The sequence below is a fragment of the Nocardia sp. NPDC058497 genome, assembly GCF_042720195.1.
Taxonomy (GTDB): Bacteria; Actinomycetota; Actinomycetes; order Mycobacteriales; family Mycobacteriaceae; genus Nocardia.
In genome coordinates this window covers 1-1,995 of the sequence record NZ_JBHXMY010000826.1, presented here as the reverse complement: position 1 = coordinate 1,995, position 1,995 = coordinate 1, and the positions used below count along the sequence as shown (strand labels likewise).

At 65.5% G+C, this 1,995-nt stretch carries 4 protein-coding genes; 3 read left to right on the top strand and 1 reads right to left on the bottom strand.

All coding sequences use genetic code 11. The annotated features are described in order from the left end of the window. The coding region (locus tag ACFWPJ_RS31460) for a DJ-1/PfpI family protein (protein ID WP_378856944.1) at positions 1-392 on the bottom strand (392 nt) is incomplete at its 3' end. A 114-nt stretch (positions 393-506) separates the two neighbouring features. Here ACFWPJ_RS31460 and ACFWPJ_RS31455 point away from each other — a divergent pair. The 3 genes from ACFWPJ_RS31455 to ACFWPJ_RS31445 form a co-directional block, all read left to right on the top strand. Then, positions 507-728, top strand: a complete 222-nt coding sequence (locus tag ACFWPJ_RS31455) for a hypothetical protein (RefSeq protein ID WP_189025053.1) — start codon at positions 507-509, stop codon at positions 726-728. A gap of 2 nt (positions 729-730) precedes the next feature. Further along, positions 731-1,828, top strand: a complete 1,098-nt coding sequence (locus ACFWPJ_RS31450; protein WP_378856948.1) for an SPFH domain-containing protein — start codon at positions 731-733, stop codon at positions 1,826-1,828. Positions 1,829-1,878: 50 nt separating this feature from the next. Continuing rightward, the coding region (locus tag ACFWPJ_RS31445) for a type II toxin-antitoxin system Phd/YefM family antitoxin (RefSeq protein ID WP_378856946.1) at positions 1,879-1,995 on the top strand (117 nt) is incomplete at its 3' end.

Below are 1,995 nucleotides of genomic sequence, written 5' to 3'. Positions count from 1 at the left end.
GACAGCAGCGAGGTGTGCGCGCGGTCGTCGAGCAGCCCTTCCCTGGCCAGGCCGAAGGTGGCGCCGCAGATCGCGGCGATCGGAACGCCCGTCTCGACGAACTGTCTTGCCTTGTGCGCGAACGGAATCAGCTCGTCACCGGCCCACAGGTCGGCGCCGGGCAGGATCAGCATCGCGCTGTCCGCGGGGTCGAGATCGGCGATCGCCAGGTCGGGCGCCACCCGCATCCGGCCCATCGTGGTGATCGGTTCGGTGCTCAGCCCGACCGTCTTCACCTGGAACTTTCCCGGCTCGCGATGCCAGTTGCCGTTGGCGATGTGCGCGGTCGCGGCGCCCACCTCCCAGTCGGCGAGGGTGTCGTAGACGGCTACGTGAACTGTTGAGATCGACATGACAGCATCCTGTCATTTTTGACAGGATGCTGTCAATAAGAAATTCGAAACCCACCGACAGGCCGCGCGTCGTACGCTGACGTCAATCGGTGCGAGACAAGGAGACTCAGCGCGATGATCGACCCCGTGCACGGCCTGACGGGAACCCTCACGTCCCCGATCCGGGCGGCCGGTGCGCTGGGCGAGGTCCTCGTCGCGATCCGCGGGGGCACCGAGACCTACCTCGCCCGCGCCGACGAACCGCTCGCCGCCGGCTCGACCGTGTTGATCGTCGCGGTCCATCCGGGTCGCCTGGTCGACGTCGTCGCCTGGATTCCGCTCACAGAGGAGAAATGAACATGCTGGGCTATCACGTTCCCGATCCCGACGAAGCCATGCTGGTCAGCGGCGCCAAGACCAAGGACAACGCGCCGTTCAAGGTGGTCATCGGCCGTGGCACCTGGGTGGTGCCGCTGTTCCGCAAGGTCCGCTACCTGTCGCTGGCGATGTTCGAATCCGAGATCAAGGAGCGCTGCGTCACCAAACAGGCGATCCAGCTCGACGTGCGGGCGGTGATCGCGTTCAAGGTCGCCAACGACACTCCGTCCATCGTCAACGCCGCACAGCGCTTCCTCTCCGAGCAGGAGCAGGAGATGTCGGTGCTGACCGGCCGTATCTTCTCCGGTCACCTGCGCTCGATCGTCGGCTCGATGACGGTGGAGGAGATCATCCGCGAACGTCAGAAGCTGGCCGACGAGGTCCTGATCGCCTCGAAGGTGGAGATGGGCAATATCGGCCTCTGGGTCGACTCGTTCCAGATCCAGTCCATCGACGACGGCAACCTCGGCTACATCAATGCCCTTGCCGCACCGCACAATGCGGCCGTGCAGCGCGACGCCCAGATCGCCCAGGCCCAGGCCGCCCAGCGCGCCGCCGAGGCCGAACAGGAATCCCTGCGCCGTCGCGCCGAATACGAGCGCGAGACCTCGATCCTCAAGGCGCAGTATCAGCGCGACATCGACAAGGCCAATGCCGAAGCGGCACAGGCGGGTCCGCTCGCCGACGCCATCGCCAGGCAGGCGGTCCTCACCGCCCAGGCCGAGCAGGCCCGCAAGAACGCCGAACTGCGCGAGCAGGAACTCCAGGCCGAAGTCGTGAAACCCGCACTCGCCGAAGCGGAACGCGTCCGCATCCTCGCCGAGGCCGAAGCCGACCGCACCCGCATCCAAGCCGAAGCCGCCGCCTCCAACAACCGCATCGCCCTGGACCAGCTGCTCATCGAACAACTCCCTGAAATCGTCAAGCAGGCCTCCAACGGCCTCGCAGGAGCCAACCTCACCGTCCTCAACGGACCAGACGGGGTCGGCGAGCTGGTCAACGGCATGGTCGGCCAGGGGTTGACCGTCTTCAACTCCCTCCAGAAGGCGTTGTCCAACGGCGAGGCCGACAAAGTCTGATCCGACAACGATGTAGACATCAGTAGACAATTGCGCCCTATACTGGCGTCATGAAGTCCATCAGTGTCGGCGAGCTGCGACAGAACCCGTCTGCCATGGTCGCCGTCGTCGAGGCGGGCGAGGTCTACGATCTGACACGGCAAAACCACCGGGGAGGCTCGCTCTGG